The 26376-nt window shown below is 70.6% G+C and carries 18 protein-coding genes and 1 tRNA gene; 12 read left to right on the top strand and 7 right to left on the bottom strand.

Annotated elements, in window-relative coordinates; all coding sequences use genetic code 11:
• Nucleotides 1-179 precede the first annotated feature (179 nt).
• On the bottom strand, nt 180-2483 hold the full coding sequence (gene ppsA / locus AB5G72_RS15435; RefSeq protein ID WP_440220320.1) for a phosphoenolpyruvate synthase: 2304 nt from the start codon (nt 2481-2483) through the stop codon (nt 180-182).
• Between the two features lie 103 nt (nt 2484-2586).
• Here ppsA and AB5G72_RS15430 point away from each other — a divergent pair, with 103 nt between their 5' ends.
• The gene (locus AB5G72_RS15430; protein ID WP_268092671.1) at nt 2587-3603 is read left to right on the top strand and encodes a methyl-accepting chemotaxis protein; all 1017 of its coding nucleotides are present in this window, start codon (nt 2587-2589) and stop codon (nt 3601-3603) included.
• A 53-nt stretch (nt 3604-3656) separates the two neighbouring features.
• On the opposite strand, the gene AB5G72_RS15425 is transcribed toward AB5G72_RS15430, so the two are convergent.
• Both AB5G72_RS15425 and AB5G72_RS15420 read right to left on the bottom strand, forming a co-directional pair.
• A tRNA-Gly gene (locus AB5G72_RS15425) sits at nt 3657-3727 on the bottom strand.
• Nucleotides 3728-3788: 61 nt separating this feature from the next.
• Nucleotides 3789-4043: a hypothetical protein gene (locus AB5G72_RS15420; protein ID WP_067719492.1), complete on the bottom strand. Its 255-nt coding sequence runs from the start codon at nt 4041-4043 to the stop codon at nt 3789-3791.
• Nucleotides 4044-4259: 216 nt separating this feature from the next.
• Between AB5G72_RS15420 and AB5G72_RS15415 the strand changes: the two genes are divergently transcribed.
• The 4 genes from AB5G72_RS15415 to AB5G72_RS15400 all read left to right on the top strand — a co-directional run bounded on the left by AB5G72_RS15415 (nt 4260) and on the right by AB5G72_RS15400 (nt 8110).
• Nucleotides 4260-5108, top strand: coding sequence for a hypothetical protein (locus AB5G72_RS15415; RefSeq protein ID WP_440220319.1), 849 nt, complete (start codon nt 4260-4262; stop codon nt 5106-5108).
• Nucleotides 5109-5278: 170 nt separating this feature from the next.
• Nucleotides 5279-6067 carry a hypothetical protein gene (locus tag AB5G72_RS15410; protein ID WP_440220318.1) on the top strand — a complete coding sequence of 263 codons (789 nt, stop codon included), beginning with the start codon at nt 5279-5281 and terminating at the stop codon, nt 6065-6067.
• Nucleotides 6048-6611: a dCTP deaminase gene (gene dcd / locus AB5G72_RS15405; protein WP_067719486.1), complete on the top strand. Its 564-nt coding sequence runs from the start codon at nt 6048-6050 to the stop codon at nt 6609-6611. The genes AB5G72_RS15410 and dcd overlap by 20 nt, the downstream gene beginning before the upstream one ends.
• A gap of 95 nt (nt 6612-6706) precedes the next feature.
• Nucleotides 6707-8110, top strand: coding sequence for a UDP-glucose dehydrogenase family protein (locus tag AB5G72_RS15400; RefSeq protein WP_440220317.1), 1404 nt, complete (start codon nt 6707-6709; stop codon nt 8108-8110).
• An 11-nt stretch (nt 8111-8121) separates the two neighbouring features.
• Here the strand turns inward: AB5G72_RS15400 and AB5G72_RS15395 are convergent, their stop codons facing one another.
• Both AB5G72_RS15395 and AB5G72_RS15390 read right to left on the bottom strand, forming a co-directional pair.
• Nucleotides 8122-9375 (bottom strand): pyridoxal phosphate-dependent aminotransferase, encoded by a 1254-nt coding sequence (locus AB5G72_RS15395; protein ID WP_069389501.1) that lies wholly within the window; start codon nt 9373-9375, stop codon nt 8122-8124.
• Between the two features lie 66 nt (nt 9376-9441).
• Nucleotides 9442-10524, bottom strand: a complete 1083-nt coding sequence (locus tag AB5G72_RS15390) for a GAF domain-containing protein (protein ID WP_440220316.1) — start codon at nt 10522-10524, stop codon at nt 9442-9444.
• Nucleotides 10525-10592: 68 nt separating this feature from the next.
• Here AB5G72_RS15390 and AB5G72_RS15385 point away from each other — a divergent pair, with 68 nt between their 5' ends.
• Nucleotides 10593-12437 carry an NAD(P)-binding domain-containing protein gene (locus AB5G72_RS15385; protein WP_440220315.1) on the top strand — a complete coding sequence of 615 codons (1845 nt, stop codon included), beginning with the start codon at nt 10593-10595 and terminating at the stop codon, nt 12435-12437.
• An 81-nt stretch (nt 12438-12518) separates the two neighbouring features.
• On the opposite strand, the gene AB5G72_RS15380 is transcribed toward AB5G72_RS15385, so the two are convergent.
• Entirely contained in the window at nt 12519-15737 is a 3219-nt protein-coding gene (locus tag AB5G72_RS15380; RefSeq protein WP_253002518.1) for a (Fe-S)-binding protein, read from the bottom strand.
• Between the two features lie 174 nt (nt 15738-15911).
• Nucleotides 15912-17540 carry a S1 family peptidase gene (locus AB5G72_RS15375; protein ID WP_440220314.1) on the bottom strand — a complete coding sequence of 543 codons (1629 nt, stop codon included), beginning with the start codon at nt 17538-17540 and terminating at the stop codon, nt 15912-15914.
• Between the two features lie 239 nt (nt 17541-17779).
• On the opposite strand from AB5G72_RS15375, the gene gdhA reads away from it, so the two are divergent.
• From gdhA to AB5G72_RS15345, 6 genes are all read left to right on the top strand, one after another.
• Entirely contained in the window at nt 17780-19126 is a 1347-nt protein-coding gene (gdhA, locus tag AB5G72_RS15370; protein ID WP_253002516.1) for an NADP-specific glutamate dehydrogenase, read from the top strand.
• Between the two features lie 341 nt (nt 19127-19467).
• Nucleotides 19468-21321: a molecular chaperone DnaK gene (gene dnaK / locus AB5G72_RS15365; protein ID WP_440220313.1), complete on the top strand. Its 1854-nt coding sequence runs from the start codon at nt 19468-19470 to the stop codon at nt 21319-21321.
• Complete coding sequence (grpE, locus tag AB5G72_RS15360) at nt 21318-21950, top strand: nucleotide exchange factor GrpE (protein ID WP_440220312.1); 633 nt, start codon at nt 21318-21320, stop codon at nt 21948-21950. Before dnaK ends, grpE begins: the two co-directional genes overlap by 4 nt.
• Nucleotides 21951-22055: 105 nt before the next feature.
• Nucleotides 22056-23237, top strand: coding sequence for a molecular chaperone DnaJ (gene dnaJ / locus AB5G72_RS15355; RefSeq protein ID WP_120286435.1), 1182 nt, complete (start codon nt 22056-22058; stop codon nt 23235-23237).
• Nucleotides 23234-23671: a heat shock protein transcriptional repressor HspR gene (locus tag AB5G72_RS15350; protein WP_120286434.1), complete on the top strand. Its 438-nt coding sequence runs from the start codon at nt 23234-23236 to the stop codon at nt 23669-23671. Before dnaJ ends, AB5G72_RS15350 begins: the two co-directional genes overlap by 4 nt.
• A 54-nt stretch (nt 23672-23725) precedes the next feature.
• A complete protein-coding gene (locus AB5G72_RS15345) occupies nt 23726-26365 on the top strand; it encodes an AMP-binding protein (protein WP_440220311.1) in 2640 nt (879 codons plus the stop codon).
• The last annotated feature ends 11 nt before the right edge of the window (nt 26366-26376 follow it).

Raw genomic sequence — 26376 nt, 5'->3', positions numbered from 1 at the left:
CTCCGTTCGGAGTGCGGTGTCATGACTGTGTCGCGCCCGAGGAGTCGGTGCACGTAACCACTGGTACGCCGGAACCTACTCGCCGGTAACAAAACTGATGCTAGTGCGTTGTCAGCAAACAGTCCAAGGTGAGGGAAGGCTCTGATTTCGGCGCGGACCTGCGAGGGCGCGCCGCGCGGTCACTCGTGTCCCGGACGGGAGGCGGCCCGGGCGGCGTCGAGCAGGATCGTCCGCTCGGCCCGGGCGACGGTCCGCCGGGTCACCTCTGCGTAGTCCGGCGTGACGGAGACCGACGTGACCCCCTTCCGGACGAGGTGCTCGGCCATACGGGGATCGGTCGACGCCGCCTGTCCGCACAGGGACACGGTGAGGCCGGACTCGTGGCAGCGGTCGATGATCTGGTCGATGAACGCGAGCACCGCCGGGTCCATCGAGTCGAACAGGTCCGCACACACCTCCGAGTCGCGGTCGACCCCCAACGTCAACTGGGTGAGATCGTTGGAACCGATCGATACGCCGTCGATGCCCATGGCGGCGTACTCGGGGATCCAGTGCACCACCGAGGGCACCTCGGCCATGATCCAGCGCTTGAGCCCCGTGTCGCGACCGATCGGGTGGGCGTCGATGATGTCCAGACAGGCCCGCAGCTCCCACCCGGTCCGGACGAACGGGATCATCAGGTGCAGGTTCCGGTGCCGCCGCCGCACCCGCTTGAGCGCGTCCAGTTCCAACCGGAACAGGTCAGGCTCCCGGGTGTAGCGGAAGCAGCCCCGGTAGCCGATCATCGGATTGCGCTCCTCGGCCTCCACCTCCCCTCCGAGCAGCCCCCGGAACTCGTTGGACCGCAGGTCGGTGGCGCGGTACACCACGGGCCTCGGATCGAAGGCGGCGGCGATGGTGCTGATCCCCGAGGCCATCCGCTCCACGTACTCCTCCGTCCTGCCTTCCGCGATGTGCCGGCGCGGGTGCAACCCCTGCAGAGCGCTGGTGATGAGGAACTCCGCCCGCAGCAGGCCGACGCCGTCGACGTCCATCGCCGCGACCCGCGCCGCGGCGTCGGGCGTTGCGAGGTTGACGTAGACGGCGGTGGCGGTGACCTCGCGTGTGCGCACCTCGGGAGCCGCACCGGCATCGGCGGGAGCCTGCGGCGCCTCGGCCGCGCGCACCTCTCCCGGGTAGACGACGCCGGCGGTGCCGTCGACGGTGATGGTCTGCCCGTCGGCGATGTCGGCGGTCGCCGACCGCGTGCCCACGATCACGGGACGCCCCAGTTCGCGCCCCACGATGGCGGCGTGACAGGTCACGCCCCCCTCGTCGGTGACGATCGCGGCGGCGCGCTGGAGGATCGGCAGCCAGTCGGGGTCGGTCATCGTGGCCACCAGGATCTCGCCGGCGGCCAGGTTCACCCCGTCCGCCAGTTCGGTGAGGACGCGCGCTGTCCCGATCGCCGTGCCGGGCCCGGCGCCGAGTCCGGAGACGATCGGTTCCACCTCGCCCCCCGCGCCGACGGGATCGCCCGCACGCCCCGCCTCGGCGTCCAGAGTGGTGATCGGGCGGGTCTGCACGATGTACAGCTCACCGTCCTCGAAGGCGAACTCGGTGTCCTGTGGCACGCCGTAGTGCTGCTCGGACATCACGGCCAGGCGGGCGACCCGGCGCACCTGGTCGTCGTCGAGCACCCGGTCCAACTGCTCGGCCTCCGGAACGGGGACGAGCCCGTCGACCGTGCGGCCCGCGACGATCCGGGCGACCTTCCGGCCCACGTGCACGGTGAGGAGGTTCAGATCTGCCTTGGACACGACGTACGTGTCGGGTTCGACCTTGCCGCCCACCACCACCTCGCCGAGTCCGAACGCCGCCTCGATCACCACGCGGTCGACCTGGGAGGTGCGGGGGTCGGCGGTGAAGGCCACGCCCGACGTGTCGGAACGGACCATCTTCTGCACCACCACCGCGATCGACGGTTCGTCGTCGTACCCCGACACCGCCCGGTAGGTCATGGCGCGCGGCGTCCACAACGAGCACCAGCAGTCCTGAACCGCCTTGAGCACGGCCTCCTCGCCGACGACGTCCGTGTACGACTCGTGGATCCCCGCGAAGGAGGTGTCACCGGCGTCCTCCGCGGGCGCGGAACTACGCACCGCCACGGGGACGTCCGACCCCAGCGACCGGTAGTGCGCCACGATGTCCTCGCGCAGTCGCGGCGGCATCTCGACCCCGGCGACGGTGCCGCTGAACTCCGCCGCGAGGGACATCAGCTCCGCCTCGCTCATCCCGTCGGCAGGGACCCGGCCGTCGTAGAGGCGCGACCGGACACCGGCCGATTCCATCGCGGCGAGGTAGGCGGACTGGCCCACCGAGAAGCCCGGCGGCACCGGGAACCCCGCGCCCGTCATCTCCCCGAGATTCGCGGACTTCCCGCCGTACTCCGGTGCGTCCGCGAGCCGTAGCTCGGCGAAATCGGCGACCCATCGTGCGTCCATCGCTCGCTCCTTCGAGATCGCGGCCCGACCGGTCGGAACCGTTGCTGCCTCCATGGTGAGCGGACCGGCTGCCCGGGGTGGGCGGTTCAGGCACAATCAGCGCATGGCCGACATCCAGCTCCGTGTTCCCTCTGCCTCCTCCGTGGTGGGAACGGCGTTCCGGGTCGTGGAGTGGGAGCTGCGAATGGCCAGGGAGTTGCTCATGCTGCCCGCCCGGGTGCTCGTGCTGCTCGCGGACGTGGAGGACGTGGTCGTCCGGATCCAGGACCTGCTCGACGAGGTCAGTCGCACCGTGCGCCAGATCGACGGGATCGTGGCCACCGCCGTCGACACGGTCGACGGTGTCCGCACCACGGTGGCCAGGGCCAACCGGGTCGTCGACGAGGTCGCCGTCACGGTGTCCGCCGCCGAGGGGATCGTCGGGCGGGTGGGCTCGACCGTCGACTCGGCCGAGGGGGTGGTGCGTCGCGTGGACGGCACGATCGACTCCGCCGAGGGGGTGGTGCGTCGCGTGGGCGGCACGATCGACTCCGCGGAGGGGGTGGTGCGGCGCGTGGACGGCACGATCGATTCCGCCGAGGGTGTGGTCGTACGGGTGGGGAGCACCGTCGAGTCCGCCGAGGGCGTGGTGGCTCGAGTCCGGACGACGGTGGACACCGCCGACGATCTGGTCCTCGACGCAGGCGGGCTCATCGAACGGGTCGTCCCCCTCGTCGACTTCGCGGACTCCACCTTCGCGCAGGTCAAGCCGGTCGTCGAGGCACTGCTCGTGGACGCCGACCTGGACGTGGAGACCGCTCGTGTCGTGGCGACCCGGATGACCGAGGTCCTGGCGTGGGCGGACAAGACGATCCGACTGCTCGAGCCGATCGCCGACGACGTCCTCGAATCGGTCGACCCCGACGAGGTCAAGGCGGTCATCCAGTTCATCGACCACCTGCCGGCGCTGGGGGACACCCTTGAGAACGACGTCATGCCGGTCCTGGCCTCACTGGACACCGTTGCCCCCGAGGTCCATCAGATCCTCGAGGTGGCGCAACAGTGCCTCGAGGCGGTCGCCGGCATCCCCGGATTCCAACTCCTGCGCCGCCGCGGCGGGGACAACGGCAAGACCGAGTGATCTCCTGAATGACGAGAGGCCCTCCCGATCTGGGAAGGCCTCTCGTCTTGCGGAGCCGATGACGGGAATCGAACCCGCGCTGTCTGCTTGGGAAGCAGAAGTTCTACCATTGAACTACATCGGCAGTGCCTGCTGGAGGCGGCTTCAGATTAGCACGAGCCCCGGTGGCCGCAGGCGCGGTGGGGTCACTTCCGGGCGGACTTGCGCTTCGCGCCCGTGGTCATCGGCCGCTTGGGCTGGTTGAGCGACGCGCGGGGGACGAATCCGAACGCCACGCCCCCGATCACCGCCACCGCGATCGCGCCAATGATCCACGGCGTGACCGATCCGCCGCCGGTGATCCCCATCAGCACGATGAGTACGGCGACGCCGACACACACCCACGACCACTGGGTCCAGCGCCAGAAGTACCTCGAGGGCTCGTCCCTGATCTCGTCCATGCGCCTATTTCACCACGTCAGCGGGGGTCGGTGCATATCCGCCAGGCCCTCCAGGGGGTCGCCGGGCCGCGGGAGCGTCGGGATGTGGCAGGTCTCACGTGGTTTCGAGGGCCGGTTCGGGAACGAAACGGTCGCGCCATGCGCTGAACTGGAGGACAGTCCGATTTGTGCGACCGGGTGGCCGGTCCGCGGGCTCAGCCCTGCAGGAGGTGCGTGGTGGACGTGCACGAGGCCATGGAGCGGCCGATCGCCGAGCGGGTGCGGACGGTGCTCGCCCGCGGTGCGGCCGGAACCATCGAGGCCGGGATCCTCAGGCGGCCGCTGCGCTCGGCGCGCGTCCGGGACGACGGGGTGATCGTCCTGGTGGTCGACGTGGGAGGCATGTCGCGTGAGGCCGGTGACGTCGACCCGGTCGCGGCCGCCGGAGCCACCGCCACCGTCGAGATCGTCGACACCGTGTGTACCGGTCGGTGCCGGGGTTCCGCGCCGCGCCCGTCGTTCGCTCTCGACGGCCGCCCCGCGTCGTGTGGTGCGGGACGCCGAGGGTCCGGCGGTGGGGGGCGCGCTGCCGGGGGCGACGACGACGACTGCGCTGTCGCCCGGGGGGTTGTCACCCTCTCCGGGATCGTGACGGCCTCGTCCCCGGCGCGTCGGCGCAGGTTGGTCACCGCCGACGGGGGCGGGACGGGCCCGAACGCAGAGGGCGGGTCGCTCCGCCTGAGCGAGTTGCAGCCGCTCGAGATCACCTACCTCACCGCGGACGGCGTCCACGTGGTGCCCCGGGCGTCCCTCGCCGCCGCGGCGGTCGACCCGATCGGCGTCGACGAGCAGGTCTGGCTGCACCGCCTCGCCGCCGACACCGGGCTCGCCTCCCGTCTCGCGTTGCGTGCCGGGCGGCAGATCGCGGGCGCGGATCCGCGGATCGTCGCGATCGACCGGTACGGGGTCGACCTCCTCATCGGATCGACCGGTGGCGGGTTCCGCGACCTCGTCAGGCTCTCGTTCGCGCAGGTCTGCGCCGATTCCGACGACGTTCTCGGCCAACTCTCGTCGCTGAGTCGGTGAATCACTTCACAAGAATTCGCTGAAAGCCCTTGCCTTTACAGGTAAGCCTTACCTAAGTTAATCGCTGCGGGTAGTCACGTCCCCGCTCCGGTGTTTTCCGTTCCGGCGCCACTACCCCTGAGGCGCCGGAACGGAGAAGGCCGGGACCGCGATGACGAGAGGGCGAAGGCATGCGATCACTGGTGGGACCCGTTCCCGAGCCAGCCGAACGGGCGAGCTCGGCACTGCGGCGCTGCCCGAGGGCCACGCTGAGCCTCCCCGCTCCCACCGACGGCTCCCCCGGAGCCGCCGCCCCCGCGGTCGCGCTCGTGCACCGGGCTCCCGGCACGGCAGACCTCAGCCTGGTCATCCCGACGGCCGACGCCGCCGCCAGCCCCTCCGGGGGAGTGCACGCCCGTCTCGAGGTGCTCGACGAGATCCTCGGCGGGGCAGCCCGGGGCCGGTGTCGCCGCCTCGTCGTCGTCGACGGACTGGTCGAACAGATCGACACGCGCGCCCAACGCCACGCCGCCACCCGCATCGCGCGAGACCTGCCCGACTCGGCCCTGCTCGGGGTCGGATCCGAGTCGGCGCTCGTCCGGCTCCGGACGGAGCGGATCCTGCTCACCGACGACTCCGGCGTCACCGACATCGCCCTCGACGACCTCGCCACCTCTGGGCCCGACCCCTTCACCGACCTCGAGGGGCACTGGCTCGACCACCTCAACGATCCGCGCTGCCAGGTGGTGCCGCGGCTGGCCCTGCGTGTCTGCCGGTGCCTGCCCGCCGAGCGCCCCCTCCTGATCGGCATCGACCGCGCCGGCGTCGACCTCGAGCTGACGGACCGCGAGGGCCGCGCGCGGCGCGAACGGCTGCCGTTCGCCGAGGCCTGCACGGACGTCACCGAGCTGGGGACCCAGCTCCGGTTGCTCGCCGGGGGCGCGCGGTACCCTCAGGACCGTGCTGCTCTCCGACCGTGACCTCCGTACCGAGCTCGCCGACGGGCGGCTGGGCATCGACCCTCTCGACCCCGCGCTGATCCAGCCGTCGAGCATCGACGTCCGGCTCGACCGGATGTTCCGGGTCTTCAACAACTCGCGCTACACCCACATCGACCCCGCGCAGCAGCAGGACGAGCTCACCGAACTGGTCGAGCCCGCCGAGGGGGACCCGTTCGTCCTGCACCCCGGCGAGTTCGTCCTGGGGGCCACCCTCGAGCGACTCCGCCTGCCCGACGACCTGGCCGGCCGGCTCGAGGGCAAGTCGTCGCTCGGTCGACTCGGGCTGCTCACGCACTCCACCGCCGGCTTCATCGACCCCGGGTTCGACGGCCACATCACCCTCGAGCTGTCGAACGTGGCGAACCTGCCCATCACGCTGTGGCCCGGGATGAAGATCGGCCAGCTGTGCCTGTTCCGGCTCTCCAGTCCCGCCGAGACCCCGTACGGCAGTGCCTCCGTGGGCTCGAAGTACCAGGGCCAGCGCGGCCCCACCGCCTCCAAGGCGTACCTGAACTTCCGGTGACCCGGCGGACGGCGGCGGCCATCCGGCGCGCACTGCTCGCCCTCCGTTCACCAGCCCGTTCCCACCGCGCCGCGTCGACGGGGTAGAACAGCGCCATGCGTATGACCGTGTTCGGGACCGGGTACCTCGGTGCCACCCACGCCGCCTGCATGGCCGAGCTGGGCCACGAGGTGCTGGGGGTGGACGTCGACGAGGCCAAGATCGAGCGGCTGCGCCGGGGCGAGGTGCCGTTCTACGAGCCGGGGCTGCCGGAGATCCTGCTGCGGCACGTGGAGTCGGGGCGGTTGCGGTTCACCACCGACTACGCCGAGGCGGCCGCGTTCGCGGACCTGCACTTCATCGGGGTCGGGACCCCGCAGCGCAAGGGTGAGTTCGCTGCCGACACCTCGCACGTGGAGGACGTCGTGGCGCGACTGACGCCCCTGCTGTCCGCGGATGCGGCGCTGGTGGGCAAGTCGACGGTGCCGGTGGGCACGGCCGCGCGGCTGCAACAGATCGCCGACTCCCGCGCCCCGGACGGGGTGCGCGTCGAGGTGCTGTGGAACCCGGAGTTCCTCCGCGAGGGCTTCGCCGTGGCGGACACCCTGACGCCGGATCGGATCGTGATCGGCCTGGCCGGCGGTGAGTCGGCACTGGGGCTCGCGCGGGAGCTGGTTGAAGAGGCGTACGCGCCGATCCTGGAGGCCGATCCGTGCCCGGTGATCGTCACCGACCTGGCCACGGCCGAGCTGGTCAAGGTCAGCGCGAACGCCTTCCTGGCGACCAAGATCAGCTTCATCAACGCGGTGTCGGAGGTCTGCGAGGCCGCCGGCGCCGATGTGACGGTGTTGGCCGATGCGATCGGCATGGACAAGCGGATCGGGCGGCGCTTCCTCAATGCCGGCCTGGGCTTCGGCGGTGGGTGTCTGCCCAAGGACATCCGAGCCTTCATGGCCCGCGCCGGTGAGCTGGGCGCGGACGAGGCGATGACGTTCCTGCGGGAGGTCGACTCGATCAACATGCGCCGACGCGAGCGGATGGTGGACCTGGCCGTCGAGGCGTGCGGCGGGACGGTCATCGGCAAGACCGTCGCCGTGCTGGGGGCGGCGTTCAAGCCGAACTCCGATGACGTGCGGGACTCGCCGGCGCTGAACGTGGCGGGGATGCTCTCGCTCAAGGGCGCGAGCACCGTGGTGTACGACCCACAGGCCCTGGACAATGCCCGGGCCCTGTTTCCCACGCTGACGTACGTCGGGTCGGCGCTGGCCGCCTGTGAGGGTGCGGACGTGGTGCTGGTGGCCACCGAGTGGCCGGAGTTCGTCGAGCTGGACCCGGCCGCGGTCACCGGGGTGGCGCGCGGCCGGGTGCTGCTGGACGGACGCAACTGCATGCCCGCCGACCACTGGCGCGCCGCCGGCTGGACCTACCGAGCCCTCGGACGCGGGGTGCCGGTGCCGTCGGCGTCACCCGCCGGGCCGGGATCCACCGGGCCGTCGCCCGTGGCACGAACCCGGGCCTGACCCTCCCGCCGCTACTGCCGGTACGAGGCCAGGAAGTTGCCGATCCGCTCGATCGCCACACCCAGATCGCGAGAGGCGGGCAGGGTGACCACCCGGAAGTGGTCGGGGTCCGGCCAGTTGAAGCCCGTGCCCTGGGTGATGAGGATCCGTTCCTGCTCGAGCAGGTCAAGGGCGAACAGCCGGTCGTCGTGGATCTCGTGGACGTTCGGGTCCAGCTTGGGGAAGGCGTACAGCGCGCCCATGGGCTTGACACAGCTCACGCCCGGGATCGTGTTGAGCTTCTCCCACGCGATGCCCCGCTGCTCGTGCAGCCGGCCGCCGGGCTCGATGAGCTCGTTGATCGACTGATAGCCACCGAGCGCCACCTGGATGGCGTGCTGCGCGGGCACGTTGGGGCACAGGCGGGTGGACGCCAGTAGTTCCAACCCCTCGAGGAAGCCGGCCGCGTGCGCCTTGGGGCCCGTGATCGCCAGCCACCCCGCCCGGTAGCCCGCCACGCGGTAGGTCTTGGATAGTCCGTTGAAGGTCAGCACGAGCAGGTCGTGGGCGAGGGTGGCGATGGAGGTGTGCTCGGCCTCGTCGTAGACGATCCGGTCGTAGATCTCGTCGGCCAGGATGAGCAGGCTGTGCTCGCGGGCGAGATCGACGATCCCCTGCAGGACCTCACGCGAGTAGACCGCGCCGGTGGGGTTGTTGGGGTTGATGACCACGATGGCCTTGGTGCGCGGGGTGATCTTGGAGGCGATGTCCTCGAGCGACGGGTTCCAGTCGTCGTCCTCGTCCGCGAGGTAGTGGACGGGCTTGCCGCCCGCGAGCGACGTCATGGCCGTCCACAGCGGGTAGTCGGGCGCCGGGATGAGGACCTCGTCGCCGTCGTCGAGCAGCGCCTGCATGGTCATCGTGATCAGCTCGGACACGCCGTTGCCGAGGTAGATGTCGTCGACGCTGAGACGAGGGAAGTCCGGGACCAGCTCGTAGCGCGTGAAGATCGCCCGGCGGGCCGACAGGATGCCCTTGGATTCCGAGTAGCCCTGCGCGTGGGGGAGCGCGGCGATCATGTCCCGCATGATCACGTCCGGCGCCTCGAACCCGAACGGCGCGGGGTTGCCGATGTTCAGCTTGAGGATGCGGTGACCCTCGGCCTCGAGCTGATGGGCTCTGGCCAGTACCGGCCCGCGGATCTCGTAGAGGACGTCCTTGAGCTTGGAGGACTGGTCGAGCGTGCGCAGCTGGTGGAGCGTTCGTCCCGTGGTCTCAGGCGTCATACCTTGCGATTGTGCCACCTCGGTCCGCGTGTCCGGTGTCACGGACCGGCCGGGAGGGGTGCGGGGTCAGATCCCGTACCGCAGGTCGACGATCGCCGGGATTTCCGAGTCCGGCAGGAGGTCATCAGGATGCTCGACGGACAAGTAGTCCACACACTGCCGCTCGTGCGCCGCCAGACAGTAGGGCTGCGATCCGATGCTCAGACCGGTGGCCTGGCGAAGTCTCCGGACCTCGCCCCTCACCGTGGTCGTGGCGGACCCGTCGTCATAGAGGGCCTCGGACAGGGCGCGCGCTGACCACGCCTCCCGCGAGGCCAGGAGCGCGAGGAGTTCTGCCCGCCTCGGGGTCAGGGCGACGGAGGTCCCGTCGGCACGGACCACCGCCGGCTTCCACCCGAGAAGACGGATCGAGGTCACGGGGGAGCGCGTCCCATCGGGTTCGGAATGTGGGTCGTGCGGGCCGGGGGTATCCGGCCCGGGGGCGACGGCGGGGGTCGCGGTGCCCCGGGCGGTCAACAGCGTCTCGGCGAGGCGGACACCGCACCGGACCAGCGAGACGGTCTCGGCGCACGAGAACCGGAGGGGATGCGAGACGTCGAGGACACCGAGGACCCGTCCGTGGGGGTCCCTGATGGGACTCGCCGTACACGTCCATCCGTGGTGGGCGCGCACGAAGTGCTCCCCCGCCGTGGCGTGCGTGAGCGTCCCTGCGTCCAGCGCCATCGAGATCCCGTTGGCGCCGATACCCCGCTCGGACCAGTCGGCCCCCTCGGCGAACGCGATCGAATCCGCCCGACGGAGCACCTGCGCACTGCCCGAGCGCCAGAGCACGCGACCACGGACATCGGAGATGACGACCACGTGTCGCCCGGCCGCGGAGGTGTCCGCCAGTGAGGAGACGACGTCGTCCGCGATGTGACGCAGCGGGGTGTCCGCTCGAGCGGTCACGAGTTCGTCGCCGGACAGCACGCTCGCCGGGAGTTCCTGGTCGGTGGAGACGCCGGCCTCCCCGCTGCGCCTCCATGCGCGCAGGAGCCGTGAGTCCAGATCGGGGGGGAGCCCACCGGCCAGGGCGGACTCGTGCGCCCTGATCGACTGCGCCGCGAACGCCCCCGGGTCGGAGAACCGCAACGTCGCGTGCAACGACATTGCCACCCCCTTGGGAAGAAAGTGTGATCTACGTCATCCCAGAAGCTACAGGAAGTGGAGGAGTGGACATGACCGAGACTCAGCAGGCACCGGCAGACCGCGGCCCCGGGGGTCCGGACGTCGACCGCGTTCAACCGGACACAGTGGTCGAACGGTGGTTGGCGGCCTTCGACGAGGCCTTGCGATCGGGGGACCCGGGCCGGGCGGCCGACCTGTTCGGCACCGACGGGTACTGGCGCGACTTCGTCGCCTTCACCTGGAACCTCAGAACACTCGAGGGCCGCGACCAGATCCGCGACATGCTGAGCCGCCAGCTCGCAGCCGTCGAACCGTCCGGGTGGGCCCTCGACGAACCCGCCACCGACAGCGACGGGGTGGTGGAGGCGTGGGTGCGTTTCGAGACGGCCACGGGCCGCGGGTGGGGCCACCTCCGACTGAGGGACGGGCGGGCATGGACTCTTCTGACGACCCTGCAGGAACTCAAGGGCCACGAGGAGAAGAAGCGCCACGGTCGCGACCAGGGTGTCGACCACGTCATCACCCGGGGCCGGAAGACCTGGCTCGAGCAGAAGATCGAGCGCCAGGAGACCCTCGGGTACACCGAGCAGCCCTACGCCGTCATCATCGGCGGCGGCCAGGGCGGTATCGGGCTCGCCGCTCGTCTCAAGCGCCTCGGGGTACCCACCATCGTCATCGAGAAGAACGAACGCGCGGGTGACTCATGGCGCAAGCGCTACAAGTCGCTCCATCTCCACGACCCGGTCTGGTACGACCACCTGCCGTACATCCCTTTCCCCGAAGACTGGCCGGTGTTCCCCGCGAAGGACAAGGTCGGTGACTGGCTCGAGCACTACACCGCCATCATGGACCTCGACTACTGGTCCGGAACGGAGTGTCTCAAGGCGGACTTCGACGAGGACTCGGGGACGTGGCGTGTCGAGGTCGACCGCCGCGGCGAGAAGGTCGTGCTGCGCCCGACCCAACTCGTGTTCGCGCTCGGGGTGTCGGGGTACCCGAACATCCCGCGGTTCGAGGGCTCGGAGGACTTCGCCGGCCGGCAGTGGCACTCGTCCGAGTTCACGGGCGAGGGCGACGTCGCGGGCAAACGGGCCGTGGTGATCGGGTCGAACAACTCGGCTCACGACATCTGCGCGGCTCTGTGGGATCACGGTGCGCACGTCACGATGGTGCAGCGCTCATCCACGCACATCTCCCGCAGTGAATCCCTGATGTCCCTCGCCCTGGGCCCCCTCTACTCGGAAGAGGCTCTCGACGCCGGTGTCACCACGGAGAAGGCGGACATGCTCTTCGCCTCATGGCCCTACCGACTGCTCCCGGGGGCGCAGATCCCGGTCTACGAGCAGATGGCGGAGAAGGACGCGGAGTTCTACCGACAGTTGCGCGAGGTGGGATTCGACCTCGACTTCGGGGAGGACGGTTCCGGTCTGTTCCTCAAGTACCTCAGGCGCGGGTCGGGTTACTACATCGACGTCGGTGCGAGTCAGCTGTTGATCGACGGCGAGGTCGCGCTCGAGAGCGGCCAGGTGTCACGCATCCTGCCCGACGGCGTCGAGCTCGACGGCAGCCGGGTGCTTCCGGCGGACATCATCGTGTACGCCACCGGGTACGGGTCGATGAACCAGTGGCTCGTGGACCTGGTGTCCCAGGAGGTCGCCGACCGGGTGGGGAAGGTGTGGGGCTACGGGTCGGACACGACACGCGACCCCGGCCCGTGGGAGGGCGAGCTGCGCAACATGTGGAAGCCGACCAACGTCGAGCAACTGTGGATCCACGGGGGCAACCTGCATCAGTCCCGCCACTACTCGAGGTACCTCGCGCTGCAGCTCAAGGCCCGGATGGAGGGTATCCCGACACCCGTCTACCAGGTTCAAGAAGTTCACCACCCCTGCTGACGCTGGACAACACGGAAATGAAACGACCGCGGCCCGTGATCAGGAGACCTGATCACGGGCCGCGGTGGCGTCCGGTGGGCGTCAGCCCAGAGAGAGGCCGTAACCTCCGGACTTCTTCGAGCGGGGGATCGTCCCGCCCGACGCGGGCTTCGCCGGGGCGTCGGTCGACGTCGACTCTGCCGCAGTTGACTCCGTCGCAGTTGACTCGGTCGCAGGTGACTCAGCCTCGGCCGTCTCGGCCTGGGCGGCGGAGTCGGCGGGCTCGGCCTTGTCCGGGGCCTCGGTCGCCGGGGCGGCGGCCGGGGCCTTCGGAGCACCGGGCGCCTTGGGCGCGCCGGGCGCCTTCGCTCCACCCTTGAGGCCCAGGCCGACGGCCGGCTTCGCGGGCGCGGCCGGTGCGGTGTCCGTGGCGGACCCGGCATCGGCGGTCTCGGTCTGCGCGGCGGCGGACTCGCCCGCGGACGGCTCGGACGCCGCTGCCTTGGCCGTGCCCGGGGCCTTCGCGCCGCCCGGAGCCTTGGCCCCGCCGGGCGCCTTGGCCCCGCCACCCAGGGTGAGCCCGCCGGACTTCGGCGCGCCGGCGCTCGGCTTGGGAGCGCCGGTGGTGGCCGGAGCGGAGCCCTGCGCGGCCTCGCGGGTCTCCTCCGTGCGCTCGGCGTCCTTCACCGCGGACTGGGCCTCGGTGGCGGACTCGCCGCTCCCGGCGGCGCCGGGGGCCTTCGGAGCGCCGGGGGCCTTGGGGCCGCCGGGGACCTTGCCGCCGCCACCGAGCTTGAGGCCACCCGACTTGGGTGCGCCCGTCGAATCGGCGGCCGACGGGCCGGCCTCGGCCGCGCTGGCCGCGCCACCGGTGCCGGCGGCGGCGACCTCCGCGCCCTCGCCCTCGTCGACGACGGCGTTGTCCGGCGCGGCCTCGGCCGGGGCAGCGGGGGCGGCGGCCGTGGCGGACTCCGCCTCGGCGGCGTCGCGCTCGGCCTGCTCGGCCTCCTTCTCCGCCTTCGTCTTCTCACGCGTGGGCTGCTCCAGCCACGCGGCCTCGCGAGGCTCGGGCAGGCCGCCGTCACGGGAGACGGACTCCAGGAGCAGCTGGGCGACGTCCACGACCTCGACCTGGCCCTCCTGCTCGGTGCCGTCGGTCTGGGCGGTGGCCCCGTCCGAGAGCATCACGCGACAGAACGGGCAGCCCGTGGCGATCTTCGTGGCCTTGGTCGACAGGGCCTCGTCGACACGGTCGATGTTGATCCGCTTGCCGACCGTCTCCTCCATCCACATGCGCGCGCCACCGGCGCCACAGCACATGGACCGCTGCCCGTGACGGGGCATCTCCGTGAGGGTCACGCCCGAGCCGTCCATGAGCTCACGCGGGGCCTCGTAGACCTGGTTGTGGCGGCCGAGGTAACACGGGTCGTGGTAGGTGACGCCACCGTCGATCGGGGCCACCGGCACGAGGCGCTTCTCGCGCACCAGACGGTTGAGCAGCTGCGTGTGGTGGACCACCTGGTAGTCGCCGCCGAAGTCGCCGTACTCGTTCTTCAGCGCGTTGAGGCAGTGGGCACACGTCACGACGACCTTGCGCTGCGCGGCGGGCACGCCGTCGAACGCGTCGTTCATGACCTCGATGTTCTGCTGGGCGAGCATCTGGAACAGAAACTCGTTGCCCGCGCGGCGGGCCGAGTCGCCGGTACAGGTCTCGCCCTGGCCCAGCACCGCGAACTTCACACCGGCGGTGTGCAGCAGCGAGGCCACGGCCTGGGTGGTCTTCTTGGCGCGGTCCTCGAAGGCGCCGGCACAGCCCACCCAGAACAGGTACTCGGTGTCGGCGAAGTCCTCGATGTCCTTGCCGATCACGGGGATCTCGAAGTCGAGGGAGTTCATCCACTCGTCGCGACCGGAGTTGTTCTGGCCCCAGGGGTTGCCCTTGTTCTCGAGGTTCTTGAACAGGCCCGCGAGCTCGGTCGGGAACTCGGACTCGATGAGGACCTGGTAGCGGCGCATGTCGATGAAGTGGTCGACGTGCTCGATGTCCACCGGGCACTGCTCGACGCAGGCGCCACACGTGGTGCAGGACCACAGGGCCTCGGGGTCGATGATGCCGGCGGCCATCGGGTCGTCGGAGAGGTCCGCGGTGGTGTGACCGACGAGGGGGCGCTGGGCCTCGAGGCGGGCCGCCTCCGGGATCTTGGCGAGCTTGGCCTCGTCGGGGTTGCCCTCGGCGTCGACCAGTCCGGTCTCCTCGCCCATCGTGGTCTGCCCACCGGCGAGCAGGTACGGGGCCTTCGCGGCGCCGTGGTCGCGCAGGGACATGATCATGAGCTTGGGGCTCAGCGGCTTGCCGGTGTTCCAGGCGGGGCACTGCTCCTGGCAGCGGCCGCACTCGGTGCAGGTGGAGAAGTCCAGCCAGCCCTTCCACGAGAAGTCCTCGATGGCGCCCGCGCCGAGCTTGGGCTCGAAGTCCTCGTCGGCCTCGGTGAGCTCCTCGACCTTCTCCATGGTCAGCGGGACGCCGTCCATGGTCATCGGCTTGAGCGGGCCGAGCGCGGTGCGGCCGTCGGCCTCGCGCTTGAAGTAGATGTTGAAGAACGCGGAGAAGCGGTGCCAGGCGACGCCCCACGTGATGTTGCGGCCCACGACGTACAGCCAGATCATGCCGGTGAGCAGCTTGATCAGCGCGAAGACCGAGACCATGAGCTCGTTGGCCGGCAGGATCGTCGACAGCGGGCCGGTGACCCAGTCCGTGGACCAGTGGAAGTCGTACCCGTCGGCGGCCTGCAGCGACAGCTTGCCGGCCTTGACGAAGATCATGCCCAGGCCCTCGAGGAGCACGACGGTCTCGACGAAGTAGGCGGCCTTGCGGTCCGAGCCGACGAAGCGGTTGAGGCCGCGACGCTGGTTGATCTGACGGATGATGATCAGCACGGTGATGCCGATGACGGTGCCCAGGCCCAGGAACTCGTCGACGGCGTGGTACCAGGCCTGGTCGGACAGCCAGGGCCAGCCGCCGCGGGGGTTGAACGTCTGGATATAGGCCTCGAACCAGACGATCGAGCCGAGCAGGAAGCCCACCATGACGAACCAGTGGAAGAAGCCCACCGAACGTTTGCGGGCCATCCGGGTGTGGGCGCCCACCTCGACGATGACGTTCTTCAATCGGGGCAGGATCGGCCGCAGCCGGTCGAATCCGTCCTTCTGTCCCAGGAACAGGCTGCGCACCATGCGCGTGACGCCGCCTATGAAGGAAGCCCAGCAGAACAGACTGAGCAGGACGCCGATCGTCCCGAGTGTGATGGTCACGCCTGACATGGTTCGCGGCCTTTCGTCGCACTTCTCGACGCACGAGCACTCATAGGACCCTGTGGGCGCCCGTCGACTGTGTCGAGGTCAAAGGTAAGCCACGCGGGCCCCGTCTGACGAGTTGAGGCTGCCCTTACCGGAGCAGACTCCACTCGCAGGCGGGGCCCGCGTGGAAGGGGAGGATCAGTTGGTCCGGAGCGTCAGCCCGGGGTGTGCGGCGAGGACGTCGGCGATCGGGACGGCCGACAGGCGCGGGGTGAACCCGGCCGTCCGGGCCACGGCATCGGCGTCGGCGCAGGTGACGGAGTCCGCGACGTTGGACGCGCTCGAGATACCCAGGGCCCGGTCGCCGGAGAAGACGACGCCGCCGCTGTCGCCGGGCAGGGCGCACAGGTCCACGGTGAAGGCGTTCGAGATGGTGCGCGTGCCCGCCACGTCGATTGTCGTGCCGACCTGCGAGATCGTGCCGCAGGAGAAGCCGGTCCGGAACCCCGTCTTGCAGGCCTTCTGGCCGACGACCGGGTCCGCGGTGCCGATGATCTCCTGGGTGCTGTCCGGCCCGTCTCCCACCAGGTTGGTGCGGAACCGGTCCGCCACGTCGTCGTCGACCGCGATGAGGGCGGTGTCGATGCCCTCCCGCTCGCTGCGGGTCATGGTGCCGAACTCCTCGCCGTCGGCGAGGGCCGCGCGGGTGCCGTCGGCGCCGGCACAGTGCGCGGCGGTGATGACGACGGGCTTGCCGTCCAGTTCACCGTTGAACCCGGTCGAGCACTCGAGGATTCCTCCCGGGACGCCCACCTGGTACCCGGTACCGCCCGTGACGGGCCCCGCCGGAGCGGGGACCGATTCGATGGCCCGCGGCTGGTCCTCGGGCACGGGGGTGCCGGGGTCGACCATGGTCTGGGCCATCATCCCGTCGATGATCGACCCGGTGCCGGGGGTCAGGCCGGCGAGGAGGTCGATGACCGTGCGCATGGGGCCCTCGGGGACGAGGCCGGCGTCATTGAGCAGGGCCAGGCTGCCGAGCGAGCCGGAGTCGCCGCCGCTACCGGGCGCCGCGCCGGTCCCGTCCGGGTCGTCCGCGCGGGTGGTGGCCGGCTCGATGCCGTCGACGGTCGGCTCGCCGTCGGACCCGGTGCCCCCCTCGCTGCCGAACGGGGCCGTGTCGAACGCCGGGTCAGGGGCCTCGATCATGTCGATCTCGGCGAGGTCCCGCAGTCGGGCGTCGAGGTTGCCGAGCTGCGCGGCCTCGCCGCCGCGGGTCGTGACGACGACCGCGTTGCGGGTGGGATCGACGCGGACGTCGGTGACGAGGTCCTGCATGTCCTCGGGGGTGCCCTCGATGATCTTGATGACCTGACGCTCGCGCGCCTCGAGTTCACTCGTGGTCAGCGCCACATCCTTGACCGTGAACCCGGACCGGGTGGCCTCGTCGCGCAGCTCGTCTCCGGCGGCGCCGGCCACCACGCCGACCAGGCCGGTGCCCTCCTCGTCCAGCCAGACGCCGCCGAACGACTGACGGAACTGCTGCTCCCACCGGGGACGGGCCTCGGCCAGACGTTCCCCGATGCCGGCCTGGGCGAGGAACTGCTCGGGAGTGAGTCCGAGATCACGTCGCAGTGCCTCGACGAGTGAGGTCAGCTCCGGACCGAGGGCATCGGCCAACGCCGGCAGGGGCTGGGCGACGGCGGGTCGGGAGGCGGACGGAGCCGGGTTACCGGGTGTGGGGGAGGGGGCCGCGCCGGCAGGGGTCGCGGTGACCACCAGTGCCGCGGCGGCGGCGACGGCGGCGAACTTCGAGGTGATACGCATGATGGCCTTCCGGAATGCACGGCTGGGCGACGGCGCGTCGACCGGCAGTGGATCGGGTTGTCGCGGCTCAGATTACGGAGATGTGATTAGTGAGTCCAGTGTGACACGTGTGATTAGTGGGATTCGATTGTCGATTGATGTGACGACGCTGAGTCGGAGAATCGCGGGCCCTGCCGCTAGGCTGCCTCTTCGGCAACGACGTACGCGTCATCACCAAAGACTTATTACCCGGAGGTCCCATGTCCGACGCTGACGCCGCACTTCACGACGCCCTTGACACCGTGGTGCGACGCAATCCCGGACAGCACCTCTTCCGGCAGGCTGTGCACGAGGTGCTGGAGTCGCTCGCACCCGTGGTCAAGCAGCACCCGGAATATGTCGAGGGCGGGATCCTCAAGCGGATCATCGAGCCCGAGCGCGTGGTGTCCTTCCGGGTGCCGTGGGTCGACGACACCGGCGCGGTCCAGGTCAACCGGGGCTTCCGTGTGCAGTTCAGCTCCGATCTCGGCCCGTATAAGGGCGGATTGCGCTTCCACAAGTCCGTGGACGAGGACACGTTGAAGTTCCTCGGGTTCGAGCAGGTCTTCAAGAACGCCCTCACCGGTCTCGGCCTGGGCGGCGGCAAGGGCGGTTCGGACTTCGACCCGCACGGCCGCAGCGACGCGGAAGTGATGCGCTTCTGCCAGTCCTTCATGTCCGAGCTCGCGCACCACATCGGTGCCGACCTCGACGTCCCGGCCGGTGACATCGGCGTGGGCGGGCGCGAGATCGGGTACCTGTACGGCCAGTACCGGAAGGTGACCGGCCGCAACGAGGCGGGCGTCATCACGGGCAAAGGCGTCGGCTACGGCGGCTCGTGGGCGCGCACCGAGGCGACCGGCTACGGGCTCGTCTACTTCGTCCGCGAGATGCTCCGCGACACCGAGTACAGCCTCGAGGGCTCCCGGGTGGTCGTCTCCGGCTCCGGCAACGTCGCGATCTACGCGGCCAAGAAGGCGGCCCAGCTCGGCGCGACCGTCGTGGCCTGCTCGGACAGTCAGGGCTACGTCCACGACGAGGACGGTCTCGACCTGGACCTGCTCCTGGACGTCAAGGAGGTCCGCCGCGAACGGCTGTCGGCCTACGCCCGGGAGCGGGGCAACTGTACCTACCTGGAGACCGGTTCCGTGTGGGACGTGGAGTGCGACATCGCGCTGCCCTGTGCCACCCAGAACGAGCTCGACGCCGAGGAGGCGCGCACGCTCGCCAAGAACGGGTGCCGCGTGATCGCCGAGGGCGCCAACATGCCGTGCACGGAGCAGGCGGTGGAGGTCATCCACCGGGCCGGCATCCTCTTCGGGCCCGCCAAGGCCGCCAACGCCGGCGGCGTGGCCACCAGCGGTCTCGAGATGCGGCAGAACGCCGGTCGGCTGCTGTGGGACTTCGAGCGGGTGGACTCCGAGCTCGACCGCATCATGACCTCCATCCACGCCACCGCGGCGGCGACCGCCGAGGAGTACGGCGCCCCGGGTGACCTGGTGGCCGGGGCGAACATCGCCGCGTTCCGCAAGGTCGCCGACGCCATGCTCGCGCAGGGTGTCATCTGATCTGATCCGGGTGACGGCGGACCTCGTCGTCGTACCTCCTTCTCCTTCCCGCACCTTCCCTTCCCATACGAAGAGCGCTCCGAGCCGCACCGCCGAGAGGCGGCGGCCGGGGCGCTCTTCCCATTGTTGAGCCCGGCGGGCTCAATCAATGGTGTGAGTTGCGCCACCGCCGGAATGGATTCGACAAAGTGGGGGTTATACGGGGCGACAAACCTCAGCGGGCCAGGCTCAACTCGGGTTGACGCGGGAGGCCACCGCCAGGCAGGGTGGAGCCATCGATCCGAGCCTTGAGCCGGGTCCGCTTAGAGAGAACCCGTACACGTCAGTAGAAGGAGAACATCATGGGACGTGCAGTAGGCATCGACCTCGGCACCACCAACTCGGCCGTCGCGGTCCTCGAGGGCGGCGACGCCACGGTCATCGCCAACGCCGAGGGCGCGCGCACGACCCCGTCGGTCGTCGCGTTCGCCAAGAACGGCGAGGTCCTCGTCGGTCAGCCGGCGAAGAACCAGGCGGTCACCAACGTCGACCGCACCATCCGCTCGGTCAAGCGCCACATCGGCACGGACTGGAAGTCGGACTCGATCGACGGCAAGACCTACACCCCGCAGGAGATCAGCGCCCGCACGCTGCAGAAGCTCAAGCGCGACGCCGAGTCCTACCTCGGTGAGGACGTCACCGACGCCGTCATCACCGTTCCGGCCTACTTCAATGACGCCCAGCGTCAGGCCACCAAGGACGCCGGTCAGATCGCGGGCCTCAACGTCCTGCGCATCGTCAACGAGCCCACCGCGGCAGCCCTGGCCTACGGCCTCGACAAGGGCGACAAGGAGCAGACCATCCTGGTCTTCGACCTCGGTGGCGGCACCTTCGACGTCTCCCTGCTCGACATCGGCGACGGCGTCGTGGAGGTCCGTGCGACCTCGGGCGACAACCACCTCGGTGGCGACGACTGGGACCAGCGGATCGTCAACTGGCTCGTCGACAAGTTCAAGGCGCAGAACGGCATCGACCTGACCAAGGACAAGATGGCCCTGCAGCGCCTGCGCGAGGCGGCCGAGAAGGCCAAGATCGAGCTGTCCAGCGGGCAGTCCACCTCGATCAACCTCCCGTACATCACCGTCGACGCGGACAAGAACCCGCTCTTCCTGGACGAGACGCTCTCGCGCGCCGAGTTCCAGAAGATCACGCAGGACCTGCTCGATCGCTGCCGCAACCCGTTCCAGGCCGTGATCAAGGACGCCGGCATCTCGGTCGGCTCCATCGACCACGTCGTGCTGGTCGGCGGTTCGACCCGTATGCCCGCCGTGACCGACCTGGTCAAGGAGCTCACCGGCGGCAAGGAGCCCAACAAGGGCGTCAACCCGGACGAGGTCGTGGCCGTGGGTGCCGCGCTGCAGGCCGGCGTGCTCCGCGGTGAGGTCAAGGACGTCCTGCTGCTCGACGTGACCCCGCTGTCGCTGGGCATCGAGACCAAGGGTGGCGTGATGACCAAGCTCATCGAGCGCAACACCACGATCCCGACCAAGCGTTCGGAGACCTTCACGACCGCCGACGACAACCAGCCGTCCGTGCAGATCCAGGTCTTCCAGGGCGAGCGCGAGATGGCGGCGCAGAACAAGCTGCTCGGTTCGTTCGAGCTCGCCGGTATCGCCCCCGCGCCGCGTGGCGTGCCGCAGATCGAGGTCACCTTTGACATCGACGCCAACGGCATCGTCCACGTGACCGCCAAGGACAAGGGCACCGGCAAGGAGAACACGATCATCATCCAGGACGGCTCCGGCCTGTCCAAGGAGGAGATCGACCAGATGATCAAGGACGCCGAGGAGCACGCCGCCGAGGACCACAAGCGTCGCGAGGAGGCGGACGCCCGCAACCAGGCCGAGTCCACGATCTACCAGACGGAGAAGTTCGTCTCGGAGAACGAGGACAAGATCCCGGCCGACAAGAAGGAGTCGCTCCAGGCCGCGATCGCCGAGGCCAAGACCGCCCTCGAGGGCTCGGACGTCGACGCCATCAAGTCCGCGGTCGAGAAGGTCAACACCGAGGCGCAGGCCGTCGGCCAGGCCATCTACGAGGCCTCCGCGGCCGAGGGTGCCGAGGCCGGCGACGCGTCGGGTGCGGGCTCGGCCGACGACGACGTGGTCGATGCCGAGGTGGTCGACGAGGACGAGTCGAAGGGTGAGTCCAAGTGACCCGCCCCGAGCAGACCGACGCCTCCGAGAAGGCGGCGTGGGCCGGCGCTGACGACGAGGCCGAGCAGGCCGCCGAGGCGGTCGAGGCCGAGATCGTCGACGACGAGGGCGCAGCGCCGGCGGCCGACGCCACCGCAGCCGACGCGGCGGACGCCCCGACCGGCGAGGTTCCGGCCGGCGATGCCCCGACCGGCGACGTCCGCGAGGACGATCCGGTGGCCGAGCTGCAGGCGCAGCTCGACGAGCGGACCGCCGACCTGCAGCGGGTGTCGGCGGAGTTCGCCAACTACCGGCGCCGCGTCGAACGTGACCGCCAATCGATCATCGACACCGCCAAGGGCTCGGTCCTCACCGAGCTGCTGGGTATCGTCGACGACCTCGACCGGGCCGAGGCGCACGGCGACCTCGCCGAGGGGCCGCTCAAGGTCTTCGCCGACAAGGTCCGCGCGCTACTGGCATCCCAGGGTGTCGAGTCCTTCGGAAACGAGGGCGATCCGTTCGACCCGGCCCTCCACGAGGCCGTGCAGGACGAATCCGAGGGATCCGAGCCCGTGCTGGGGACGGTCCTGCGCAAGGGCTACCGCCACGGTGAGCGGACCTTGCGGACGGCGATGGTCAGCGTCCGCTGAGCCCACCGGCTCATCACCCCGGATGTGCCGGGGAACTGAGAGAATTCGTAGACCCGACCTCTGCAATTAGAAGAAGAACTGCAACAAGAAGAAGGGAGGCGTCTGGTGAGTCAGCGCGAATGGGTCGAGAAGGACTACTACGCCGAACTGGGCGTCTCCAAGTCCGCCACCCAGGACGAGATCCGCAAGGCCTACCGCAAGCTCGCGCGGGAGAACCACCCGGACTCCAACCCGGGCAACGCGGCCGCGGAGGACAAGTTCAAGCGGATCAGCGAGGCCAACGACGTCATCGGCGATCCCGCCCGGCGCAAGGAGTACGACGCCTTCCGCGACCAGGTCACCTCCGGCGGGTTCAGCGGCTTCGCCCCGGGCGGCGGGGGCCGGTACACCGCCTCCGGCGGTGACTTCGACATCAACGACCTCTTCGGTGGCGGCGGGCCCGCCGGCGGTGCCGGGGGATTCTCGGACCTGTTCGGCGGCCTGTTCAACCAGGCCCGCCCGGGTGGCGGCGGGGCCGGCCGCGGCCGGGCACAGCGCCCGCGGGGCGGCCAGGACGTCGAGACCGCCCTGACCCTGTCCTTCCGTGAGGCCGCCCTCGGCGAGACGGTCCAGATCAAACTCTCCTCCGCCTCGCCGTGTCTGATCTGCCACGGCAGTGGCGCGAAGCCGGGGACCAGCCCCAAGGTGTGCGGCACCTGCCACGGTGCGGGCGTCACCCAGCGCACCCAGGGGGCCTTCGGCTTCGCCGAGCCCTGCACCGACTGCGGCGGCACCGGGTCCAAGATCGACGACCCGTGCACGGAGTGCGCGGGCAGCGGCGTCACGGACCGCACCCGCACCATCAACGTCAAGGTCCCGGCCGGCGTCTCCGACGGCCAGCGCATCCGGCTCTCCGGGCAGGGTGAGGCGGGCTTCCGCGGGGCACCGTCGGGCGACCTGTACGTGACGGTCACCGTCCAGAAGGACCAGGTGTTCGACCGCGACGGGGCCGACCTGCTCGTCGACCTGCCGGTGTCCTACCCGGAGTTGGTCCGCGGCGCCCAGGTGTCGGTACCCACGCTCACCGGGCGGGTGACCGTCAAGATCCCCGCAGGCTCCCGCGACGGACAGATCCTTCGGGTGCGCGGCCGGGGTATCGCACGCAAGTCCGGAACCGGTGACCTCAAGGTCACCCTCCGGGTGGCCACGCCCCCCGCCGGGATGGCCGAAGCCGAGCTCGCCGCCTATGACGACGCGTTGCGCGCCGCCGGCTTCGATCCGCGGTCGGGCTGGGCCGGGTCGGCATGAGCCCCCGGCGGGACGTCGGGGAGCTGGGGCCCGACGACAGCGTCCTGGTGATCTCGGTGGCCGCCGAACTGTCCGGGCTGCACGCCCAGACCCTGCGAACCTACGACCGCCTCGGGATCGTCACCCCCGAGCGCACCAGCGGCGGTGGGCGACGCTACTCGCTGCGGGACGTGGCACTGCTGCGCGAGGTCCAGCGCCTCAGCCAGGAGGAGGGCGTCAACCTCGCCGGCATCAAGCGGATCATCGAGCTGACCAATCAGGTCGACGCCCTGCGCAGCCGCGTGTCAGAACTGGTCGAGGAGGTCGCCGAACTCCGCCGCCGTTCCGGGTCCTCCGGCCGGGCGGGCGGTGAACTCGTCCACGTGCCCCGCTCGACGTCGGTGGTCGTGTGGCGGCCCCGTCACCAGCGGGAGACGGGCCGCCGCGACGGCTGATGACCGGATCCGCCCGACTTTCATAGCGAAGCCTCACCTAATATAGTTCGGCGCGTGACCGTCGCACGTACGCATCAGGGGCAGGCTCCGCCCGGCCTGTTCGACGAGTCCGCCGGGCGCGGCACCGCGGTCGCCGTGGTGACCGACGAGGCGGAGTACACCTACTCCGCGCTCTCCCGGATGAGCGCTGAGCGCGCCGCCGAGTACCCGCCCGTGACGACCGGTCGTCGCCTGATCGGCCTGGTGGCGACGAACACCATCGAGTTCCTCGTGGACTATCTCGCCGCCCACTCCGCCGGCCACGTCGTGCTCCTCCTGCCGCCGGACGGCGCGGCCACCGACAACCTCCTCGCGGCGTGGCACCCCGACGTTGTCGCGGGGGACGGCCGACCCCTCCCGGCCGGGGTGCTCACGGCGCCGCCGCGGCACGACCTGCATCCCGACCTCGCACTGCTCCTGAGCACCTCCGGGTCCACGGGCGCACCCAAGCTCGTCCGGCAGTCCCGGCGGGCGGTGCTGGCCAACGCGCGGTCGATCGTGGACTACCTGGGCATCGTGCCGGGGGACCGGGCGATCACCACCCTGCCGCCGCACTACTGCTACGGCCTGTCCGTCCTGCACAGTCACCTGCTGGCCGGCGCGTCCGTGGTGCTCAACTCCGACTCCGTCTCCGCACCGGCGTTCTGGGACCGGGCGGAGGCCGGGCAGGTGACGACGTTCGCCGCCGTCCCGCACACGGTCGAACTCCTCGAGCGCGTCGGTCTCGACCGGCTGGACCGCCTCACCCGCCTGCGCTACCTCACCCAGGCGGGCGGGCGCCTCGCGCCGGAGGCGGTGCGTCGCCTGGCCGCGCACCTGGAAGCACGCGGGGCAGAACTGGTCGTGATGTACGGCCAGACCGAGGCGACCGCGCGTATGGCGTACCTCCCCCCTCACCTCGCGCGGACCCGTGCGGGGGCCATCGGGATCGCGATCCCCGGCGGCTCCTTCCGCGTCGACCGTCCGCGGGGAACCGATCCGCACGCCCCCGGTGAGCTGGTGTACCGCGGCCCCAACGTGATGATGGGGTACGCCCGCACCTCGGCCGACCTCGCCCGCGGGCCCGAGCTCGACGAGCTGCGGACCGGGGACCTCGCCCGCATCGCCGACGACGGCCTCGTGGAGATCGTCGGGCGGATGGGGCGCGAGACCAAGATCTTCGGGCACCGGATCGACCTGGGTCGGGTGGAATCGACCCTGGCGGACGGCGGGTTCGACGCCTGGTGCGTCGGGGAGCCCGACCGGTTGGTCGTGGTCACCCGCGAGCGCTCGCAGGCCCTCGCCACCGCCGCCGCGACGGCCTCGGGACTGCCCACCTCGGCGGTCGAGCAGGTCGTCGTCGTCGACCCTCCCCGCACTCCCGCCGGCAAGGTCGACCAGGCCGCACTCCGTGCACTCGTCGCCGACCGCGCGCGGACGGGCGCCGGGGCGGACGCCGACGCGCCCAGTACGCTCGTGGCCCATGCGCTCGGCCTGGACTCCTGCCCGCCGGACGCCACGTTCGTCGACCTCGGCGGGGACTCCCTGACCTACGTGGTGCTCTCGACCCGGCTCGAGGAGCGGGTGCCCGGCCTACCCCGCGACTGGCACCTGCGCCCACTGGGGGAGCTCGACACCCGCGCGGCCGGACCGCGTCCCCCGGCGGCCTCCCGCTGGACCCCCTGGCGGGCGTGGGCCCGCGTCGACACCTCGGTGGTGCTGCGCGCCCTGTTCATCCTCACGATCGTGGGCGGGCACACCCGGGCGTTCGCGGTCTACGGCGGCGCCCACGTCCTGGTGGCTCTGACCGGCTACTCCCTCGCCCGCTTCCGGCTGCACTCCGCCAGCGCCCGCGAGCGGGCCCGGGGCGTGCTCACGACGGTCGGGAGGATCGCGGTCCCCGCCGTGGTGTGGCTGCTGCTCGTCACCCCGCTGACCAGCCGCTACCACTGGTACTCGCCGCTGCTGGCCACCCACTTCCTGGGTCCCCGCTCCTGGTCCGACGACCGCTGGTGGAATCCGTGGCAGATGTGGTTCGTCGAGGCGACGGTCTACCTGTTGCTCGGCGTGGCCGCGCTCATGGCCGTCCCCGCGGTCAGCAGGCTCGACCGGCGGTGGCCGTACGCGCTGCCGGCCACGCTGGTCGGGCTCGGATTGCTCGTGCGCTACGCCGTCATCGACCTCGGCGGCGGGCCCCTCGTGTGGTACTCGGCGCCGGCGGTGCTGTGGCTGTTCGCGCTCGGCTGGGCCGTGGCGCGGGCCGAACCCGGGGGGTCCGGACCGGGCGGATCGGGAGGGCACCGGGCAGCGCTCACCGCGATGTGGGCGCGGCTCGCCTGCTCCGCGGTCGCGCTCGTGTGCGTGCCGGGCTGGTTCGGCGACCCCGGGCGGGAGGTGGTGATCGTGGGAGGGATCCTCGCCCTGATCTGGATCCCCGCCGTCCGGCTGCCCCGCCCGGTGGTCCGGGTGGTGACCCCCCTAGCAGCGGCCTCGCTGTTCATCTATCTCACCCACTTCCTCGTGTATCCGCCGATCCGGGACGCGGGCCACCCGTGGCCGGCCCTGGTCGCCTCGCTCGCGGTGGGGGTGTGCGTGTGGTGGCTGTGGGAGCGCGGTGCCGGGATCGCGCGGCGGGTCGCCGCCCGGGGCGGGGACGCCGACCCCGCACGCGGGTAGCGTCGGGGGGA

It is taken from the genome of Dietzia sp. MNB45 (assembly GCF_051994785.1).
Lineage (GTDB): Bacteria > Actinomycetota > Actinomycetes > Mycobacteriales > Mycobacteriaceae > Dietzia > Dietzia kunjamensis.
The sequence above is the reverse complement of the archived record's forward strand: the minus strand, read 5'-3'. Positions and strand labels throughout refer to the sequence as shown.

Coding starts and splice junctions, on each gene's coding strand:
- ppsA (WP_440220320.1), bottom strand. CDS start 2,483: ATGGACGCACGATGGGTCGCCGATTTCGCCGAGCTACGGCTCGCGGAC.
- AB5G72_RS15430 (WP_268092671.1), top strand. CDS start 2,587: ATGGCCGACATCCAGCTCCGTGTTCCCTCTGCCTCCTCCGTGGTGGGA.
- AB5G72_RS15420 (WP_067719492.1), bottom strand. CDS start 4,043: ATGGACGAGATCAGGGACGAGCCCTCGAGGTACTTCTGGCGCTGGACC.
- AB5G72_RS15410 (WP_440220318.1), top strand. CDS start 5,279: ATGCGATCACTGGTGGGACCCGTTCCCGAGCCAGCCGAACGGGCGAGC.
- AB5G72_RS15400 (WP_440220317.1), top strand. CDS start 6,707: ATGCGTATGACCGTGTTCGGGACCGGGTACCTCGGTGCCACCCACGCC.
- AB5G72_RS15395 (WP_069389501.1), bottom strand. CDS start 9,375: ATGACGCCTGAGACCACGGGACGAACGCTCCACCAGCTGCGCACGCTC.
- AB5G72_RS15390 (WP_440220316.1), bottom strand. CDS start 10,524: ATGTCGTTGCACGCGACGTTGCGGTTCTCCGACCCGGGGGCGTTCGCG.
- AB5G72_RS15385 (WP_440220315.1), top strand. CDS start 10,593: ATGACCGAGACTCAGCAGGCACCGGCAGACCGCGGCCCCGGGGGTCCG.
- AB5G72_RS15380 (WP_253002518.1), bottom strand. CDS start 15,737: ATGTCAGGCGTGACCATCACACTCGGGACGATCGGCGTCCTGCTCAGT.
- AB5G72_RS15375 (WP_440220314.1), bottom strand. CDS start 17,540: ATGCGTATCACCTCGAAGTTCGCCGCCGTCGCCGCCGCCGCGGCACTG.
- gdhA (WP_253002516.1), top strand. CDS start 17,780: ATGTCCGACGCTGACGCCGCACTTCACGACGCCCTTGACACCGTGGTG.
- dnaK (WP_440220313.1), top strand. CDS start 19,468: ATGGGACGTGCAGTAGGCATCGACCTCGGCACCACCAACTCGGCCGTC.
- AB5G72_RS15350 (WP_120286434.1), top strand. CDS start 23,234: ATGAGCCCCCGGCGGGACGTCGGGGAGCTGGGGCCCGACGACAGCGTC.